Below are 6,644 nucleotides of genomic sequence, written 5' to 3' on the forward strand. Positions count from 1 at the left end.
ACGGGAACACCCATGGCAACAACGATAGAAAACTACTTCCAGCCCGGCTGGCGCGACCAGCAGCACACCTGCCCGGCCTGCGAATGGAAGGGCAGCTCGCGTGCCATGGAGATGGAGCTGGACGAGGACGCCACCGAGTACGACTGCCCGGTCTGCGAGAACCCGCTGCTGGTGGTGCTGCACCCGGATATGGCACAGGTGCAGGCTGCGGCTGCCGAAGGCAATGCCGAGGCACAGGAGCAGCTGGACATCATCGCCAGCTTCCCGCGCCCGCAGTGACGCGGCGCATGATGCCGGGCCGACGTTGGCGGACTACGATGCAGGCGTTCTCGCCGCCTCGGAAAACCCCATGGTCCGTTTGCTGTCGCGCTGGCTGCCACTGCTGGCCCTTCTGATGATGATGAGCGGTTGCACTTCGCTGCCGGACAGCGCGCGCGGTCGCTTCGAAGCACGTGCGGTGAAGGTGGATGGGCACACGGCTTACTACCAGGTGTTCATTCCCGCGGGCCTGCAGGCCCGCAGCCCTGATGGGCAGATGCCCGCAACCTCCAACGTCCCGGTCATCCTGTTCCTGCACGGTTCGGGCGAGCGCGGCGCCGATGGCATCAAGCAGACCCACGCCGGGCTGGGGCCTTATCTGCGCGAGCACCCCGACTTCGCTGCCCTTGTGGTGTTTCCACAGGTACCGGGCCATGAGGAATGGAGCGGCCGCAACAACCGTGCGGCCGTGGCCGCGCTGGACGCGACGATCGCCGAATTCGGCGCCGACCCGGCACGGCAGTACCTGACCGGCATGTCGATGGGCGGCTACGGCAGCTGGAACATCGCACTGGACGACCCGCGCCGCTTCGCGGCGATCGTGCCGGTATGCGGCGCGGTGCTGGCCCCACGCGCAGTGCGACCGACCCTGTTCGTCGAGCAGGTCGCGCAGGAGGCCGACCCGTACGCGACCATCGCGCAACGCCTGCGTCAGACGCCGATCTGGATCTTCCACGGCGCACTGGATGACGTGGTCCCACCGGACGACGACCGCAGGCTGCACGCGGCCTTCCAGGGCACCAACGCACGTGACGTGCGCTATACCGAGTACCCCGACGGTAACCACAACGCCTGGGATGCCACCTACGCCGACGCCGCGATGTGGGCGTGGTTGTTCGCGCAGAAGCGCTGAGCCACGACTTGCGCTAGGTGCTCACCAAGGTTGGAGCCTGATTTCGGTGGGTGTCCACCAAGGTTTGAGCCTGATTTCGGTGGGTGCCCACCAAGGTTGGAGCCTGATTTCGGTGGGTGCCCACCAAGGTTGGAGCCTGATTTCGGTGGGTGTCCACCAAGGTTGGAGCCTGATTTCGGTGGGTGCCCACCAAGGTTGGAGCCTGATTTCGGTGGGTGCCCACCAAGGTTGGAGCCTGATTTCGGTGGGTGCCAACCTTGGTTGGCACTATCTGTCCGCATCCATGCGCTCCGCCTTGGCACAGGAATCTTCGAGCTCCCACTCACACCATGCATGCGGGTACTCACCAAGCTGCGTTGCCAGCCCCGCCCTGATCGGATTCGCCATCACATACATTGCGTGCCGGAACAGCGATTCATCAGAACGGATCGCGTGATCGTGATAGCAGGACTGCCAGAAGCGCCCCACCCTGCCCAGTACCCGGTTTGCATGCACGGCCGTACGCGACTTGAAGCGCTTCATGACAACGTCGAGCGATGCCGCGCGCAGCTGCATCAACCAGTGAACGTGATCCGGCATGACCACGTAGGCGATCGAATGGGTCAGACCTTCCAGATCCAGACGCTGGAACTCCTGCATGGCGGTAGCCGCAACGGCGTCAGTGGCGAACAGAGCCGCCCGGCCATGAACGTTCGTCGTGAGGATGTAGCTCTGGCCGATACTGGAATGACGGCCCAGCAGGAGGCGGGTACTGTTCATGCAGAAGAGCATGGACGGGCGCATGTTCCCTGAATATCGGGAAATCACCTTCGCCCGGGTAGGGCAGTGCCAACCAAGGTTGGCGCCCACCAGAACAACAGTGCCAAACAAGGTTTGCACCTACCACAGCAGCAGTGCCAACCAAGGTTGGCACCCACCACTCCAGCAATGCCAACCTAGGTTGGCACCTGCCAGAGCGGGTGATCAGCCCAGCAGCGTTTCCAGCACGGCCATGCGCACGGCGACGCCGTTGGCGACCTGGCGCAGCACCCACGACTGCGGACCGTCAGCCACCTCGTCGGTCACTTCCACGCCGCGGTTGATCGGGCCCGGGTGCAGCACCGCGGCATCCTTGCCGGCGCGGGCCAGGCGTTTGTTGGTCAGGCCGTACTGCGCGTGGTACTGCTCCAGCGACGGCACCAGGCCTTCTTCCATGCGCTCGCGCTGCAGGCGCAGCATCATCAGCGCGTCGACGCCTTCCAGCATCGCGTCGAAATCATCACCGACCACGCAGCCTTTCAGGGTCTCGTCGTCCGGCAGCAGCGACTGCGGACCGCACACGCGGATCTCGCCCACGCCCAGCGTACGCAGCGCATGCAGGTCGGTGCGGGCCACGCGCGAGTGCTTCACGTCGCCGACGATCACCACCTTCATCTTCGAGAAATCCGGGCCCTTGGCCTGGCGCAGGGTCAGCATGTCCAGCAGGCCCTGGGTCGGGTGCGCGCTGCGCCCGTCACCGGCGTTGATCAGTGCAGTGCCCTCACCCGCTGCCTCGGCCAGTGCGGCCACGGCGCCATCATCGGGGTGGCGCACCACGAAGCCGCGCACGCCCATCGCCTCCAGGTTGCGCAGCGTGTCGCAGGCGGTTTCGCCCTTGCGCGTGGACGAGGTCGAGGCATCGAAGTTGAGCACATCGGCGCCCAGGCGCTGCGCGGCCAGCTGGAACGAGCTGCGGGTGCGCGTGGACGGTTCGAAGAACAGCGTGCATACCGCCGAACCGGCCAGCACATGGCGCTTGTTGCCGACACGACCGACCGCGGCGTCGCGGATCTGCCCTGCCCGGTCAAGCAGCTGCAGCAGGGTGTCGCGCGGAAGGCCTTCGAGGGTCAGCAGGTGGCGCAGGCGGCCGGAGGCATCGAGTTGCTGGGCGGTCATGGCGGTGTCGGGCAGTCAGGGAATGGGGGTGGCGTCGTCCGGCGACGACAGCCAGCGGTCGATGATCACCGCCGCGGCAACGGCATCGAGGGCGGCCGCATCACGGCGGCGCTTGCGCCCTTCGGCGCGCTCGACGGCGAAACGGCGGGCGGCCTCGACCGAGCTGGAACGCTCGTCGATCATCACCACCGGCAGCTTGAAACGTTCCCGCAGCTGGCGGGCGAAGCCCTGCGCGCGCTTGCGGTTGGGCTGGTCCTGGCCATCCAGCGTGAGCGGATCACCCACCACCAGGCCGTCGGGCTTCCATTCCTTGAGCAGACGCTCGATCGCGGTCCAGTCCGGGCCGTTGCCGTGCACATCGACCACCGCCACCGCGCGCGCATGCGCAGCGAAGGCACTGCCGATGGCCACGCCGATGCGGCGCGAGCCGACATCGAACCCCAGAACGGTGCCATCACGGCGGATTGCCGGGGCAGCAGGAACCGGTGCGGGCGCGGTAGGCTCAGACATGGCCGCTGTAGTCGGTCAGACGGAACAGATCCACGCCGATACGCGAGGCCGCGCCCTGCCAGCGCTGCTCCAGCGGCAGCTGGAACACCAGCTCGGCATCGGCCGGCACGGTCAGCCAGCTGTTCTCGGACAGCTCGCTTTCCAGCTGCCCTGCGCCCCAACCGGCACAGCCGAGGGTGACCACCGCATTGGCCGGACCTTCGCCGCGCGCCATCGCTTCGAGGATGTCGCGCGAGGTGGTCAGGTACAGGCCGTCGCCCACGGTCAGGCTGGAATCCCACGCACGCGCGTCGTCATGGATGACGAAGCCGCGCTCGGGATGCACCGGGCCGCCATTGAGCACCATGCGCGCCTGCAGGTCGCCATCACCGGTGGTGATGTCCATCTGTGCAAGCACTTCCCCCAGCGTGTACTCGGAAGGCTGGTTGACCAGCACGCCCATCGCCCCGTTCTCGTCGTGCTGGCAGATCAGCGCGACGCTGCGGGCAAAGGTCGCGTCGAGCAGCGACGGCAGCGCGACGAGCAGGTGATCGGCAAGGGAAGTCGGCGTAACAGGCATGGGCCCATTCTACCTGCTGGGGGCGGGATGGTCGCGCGATGGCGCGGAACAGCGATGGGCTAGGATGGTGCTTTGCCATGGAAGGTCATCGATGCAGTCTTCATCGCCCCTGACCCTGCCGGCACGCAGCGCCATCGTCCTGATTGCCCTGCTGCAGGGTCTGATGCTGTATGCCGCGCAGGAACTGTCCGATGCGTGGCCGTTCCGCGATATCGGCTGGCGCTACTGCTGGTACGCCTGGGTGCTGGCCATTCCCAGCGCGGTGGCATTGAGCCTGGTCGAGCTGGGCCAGCGCCGCCTGTGGCTGCAGGCCGTGTTCGGCTCGGCGGTGGTGCTGGCGCTGGCCGCCTGGATCGGCTGGAACCTCAACGGCGAGACCGCACTGGAATCGGGCGCGCTGCAGTTCCCGCTGACCCTGGGCATGGCCGTGGCGGTGTTCGTGGCCCTGCCCTGGTGGCAGTTCCAGCTGCAGCACGGGCATTGGCGCGCCAGCTATCCGGAGCTGTTCGAGCGCGCCTGGCAGAACGGTTTGACCCTGGCCCTCGCCGCACTGTTCACCGGACTGACCTGGCTGCTGCTGTGGCTGTGGGCGGCGCTGTTCCAGCTGCTCGACGTGACCTTCTTCCGCGACCTGTTCCGGCAGGACGCGTTCATCGCGCTGGCCACCGGCAGCCTGGCCGGGTTCGGCGTGCTGATCGGGCGCACCCAGCACCGCGCGATCCAGATCACCCGCCAGGTGCTGTTCGCGATCTGTCGCGGGCTGCTGCCGCTGCTCTCGTTCATCGCCGTGCTGTTCGTGCTGAGCCTGCCGCTGACCGGGCTGGAGCCGCTGTGGAAGACCCGCTCGGCCGCCAGCCTGCTGCTGGTGCTGTCGCTGCTGCTGGTGTCGTTCACCAATGCGGTCTACCAGCAGGGCGACGACACCGCGCCCTACCCCGTCGTGCTGCGCCGGCTGGTCGAGGCCAGTCTGCTGGCGCTGCCGGTCTATGCGGTGCTGGCACTGTATGCACTGGGCCTGCGCGTGGTGCAGTACGGCTGGACCCTGGACCGCTTCTGGGCGGTGCTGATCGCGTTGGCCGTAGCGGGTTATGCGCTGGGCTACGCGCTGGCGGTAGTGCGCCGGCAGGGCCGCTGGTTGCAGACACTGGAACCAGTCAACCGCTGGATGTGCTGGGTGGTGCTGGCATTGGCCTTGCTGGGCAACTCGCCGCTGCTGGACCCGGTGCGGTTGACCCTGTCCAGCCAGTTGGCGCGGCTGCGTGCGGACCCGCCAGCGATCACCAGCAGCGACGTCAACGTGCTGCGCTTCGATCTTGGGCGCCGTGGCGTGCAGGCGCTGCGCGAGCTGCAGCGTGATCCGGCCATCACCGCCGATGCCAACGCGCCACAGGTGATCGCTGCCGCGCTGGCACGTACCTCGCGCTGGGACGATGGACAGCGTCTGGACAAGGGTCTGCAGGACGTCGCCGCCCTGCAGCGCGCGCTGAAGCTGGCCAAGGGATCCAGCTCGCCACCGGACGATTGGTGGCAGGCAATGGCCACCCGCGCGATCGATGGCGAATCGTGCGCCCAGAGCGAGCGCGACTGCCTGATCGTGCATCGCGACCTGGATGGCGACGGCAGCACCGAGGTGCTGCTGTGCGAGCTGTACACCCACCGTGGGCCGGACTGCGTGCTGTACGCACGTGGCAGGGATACCCAGTGGCGCCGTGCCGGTTCGCTGTTCGGCACCGTCAGCGGCCAGGCCGAGGCGATCAACCAGGCCCTGCGTGACGGCAAACTCACTCTTGTGCCACCGCGCTGGCCGATGCTGTCCATCGGCGGGCGCCCTGCGCTGGCCATTGATCCCGAACACGAATCCAACGAGTCTTCCCCATGAGCGGTTACTGCCTCATAGCCCCGGGCCATCCGGTGCACGACTACTACCACGCCAACGAATACGGCTTCCCGCAGCGTGACGAGCGCGAACTGTTCGAACGGCTGGTGCTGGAAATCAACCAGGCCGGCCTGAGCTGGGAAACCATCCTGAAGAAGCGCGAGGGTTTCCGCGCGGCCTATGACGGCTTCGATGTGGACCGCGTGGCAGCGTATGCCGAGCAGGACATCGAACGCCTGCTGTCGGACACGGGCATCATCCGCAACCGGCTGAAGGTGCTGGCGGCGATCCACAACGCGCAGGTGATCCAGCAGCTGCGGGCCAGCCACGGCAGCTTCGCGGCGTGGCTGGACGCGCACCATCCGCGCAGCAAGGCCGACTGGGTGAAGCTGTTCAAGAAGACATTCCGCTTCACCGGCGGCGAGATCACCGGCGAGTTCCTGATGAGCCTGGGCTACCTGCCCGGAGCGCACGCCGAGGACTGCCCGGTGCATGCGCGGCTGCTGACGCTGTCGCCGCCGTGGCTGCGAGCCTCCCGGTAGTGGGGGGGGGGGGGGGGGGGGGGGGGGGGGGGGGGGGGGGGGGGGGGGGGCGGGCGGCGCGGGCGGGCCGGG

The 6,644-nt window shown here is 67.4% G+C and carries 8 protein-coding genes; 4 read left to right on the top strand and 4 right to left on the bottom strand.

The window, feature by feature from the left end; genetic code table 11:
* Positions 1-12: 12 nt before the first annotated feature.
* Entirely contained in the window at positions 13-279 is a 267-nt protein-coding gene (locus tag V3B46_RS06505) for a hypothetical protein (protein WP_010483664.1), read from the top strand.
* 70 nt (positions 280-349) lie between these two features.
* Positions 350-1,171 (top strand): carboxylesterase family protein, encoded by an 822-nt coding sequence (locus V3B46_RS06510; RefSeq protein WP_329891438.1) that lies wholly within the window; start codon positions 350-352, stop codon positions 1,169-1,171.
* A gap of 267 nt (positions 1,172-1,438) precedes the next feature.
* Here V3B46_RS06510 and V3B46_RS06515 read toward each other — a convergent pair whose 3' ends face one another.
* The 4 genes from V3B46_RS06515 to V3B46_RS06530 form a co-directional block, all read right to left on the bottom strand.
* Entirely contained in the window at positions 1,439-1,930 is a 492-nt protein-coding gene (locus V3B46_RS06515) for an REP-associated tyrosine transposase (protein WP_329891439.1), read from the bottom strand.
* Between the two features lie 204 nt (positions 1,931-2,134).
* Positions 2,135-3,085: an aspartate carbamoyltransferase catalytic subunit gene (locus V3B46_RS06520; protein WP_329891440.1), complete on the bottom strand. Its 951-nt coding sequence runs from the start codon at positions 3,083-3,085 to the stop codon at positions 2,135-2,137.
* A gap of 15 nt (positions 3,086-3,100) precedes the next feature.
* Positions 3,101-3,595 carry a Holliday junction resolvase RuvX gene (gene ruvX, locus V3B46_RS06525; protein ID WP_154262571.1) on the bottom strand — a complete coding sequence of 165 codons (495 nt, stop codon included), beginning with the start codon at positions 3,593-3,595 and terminating at the stop codon, positions 3,101-3,103.
* Entirely contained in the window at positions 3,588-4,154 is a 567-nt protein-coding gene (locus tag V3B46_RS06530; RefSeq protein WP_005408377.1) for a YqgE/AlgH family protein, read from the bottom strand. The genes ruvX and V3B46_RS06530 overlap by 8 nt, the downstream gene beginning before the upstream one ends.
* 91 nt (positions 4,155-4,245) lie before the next feature.
* Between V3B46_RS06530 and V3B46_RS06535 the strand changes: the two genes are divergently transcribed.
* On the top strand, positions 4,246-6,033 hold the full coding sequence (locus tag V3B46_RS06535) for a DUF4153 domain-containing protein (protein ID WP_329891441.1): 1,788 nt from the start codon (positions 4,246-4,248) through the stop codon (positions 6,031-6,033).
* Positions 6,030-6,572, top strand: a complete 543-nt coding sequence (locus V3B46_RS06540) for a DNA-3-methyladenine glycosylase I (protein ID WP_154262568.1) — start codon at positions 6,030-6,032, stop codon at positions 6,570-6,572. Before V3B46_RS06535 ends, V3B46_RS06540 begins: the two co-directional genes overlap by 4 nt.
* Positions 6,573-6,644: the final 72 nt, after the last annotated feature.

Origin of the sequence: Stenotrophomonas sp. SMYL11 (assembly GCF_036320005.1) — a bacterium.
Taxonomy (GTDB): domain Bacteria; phylum Pseudomonadota; class Gammaproteobacteria; order Xanthomonadales; family Xanthomonadaceae; genus Stenotrophomonas; species Stenotrophomonas maltophilia_A.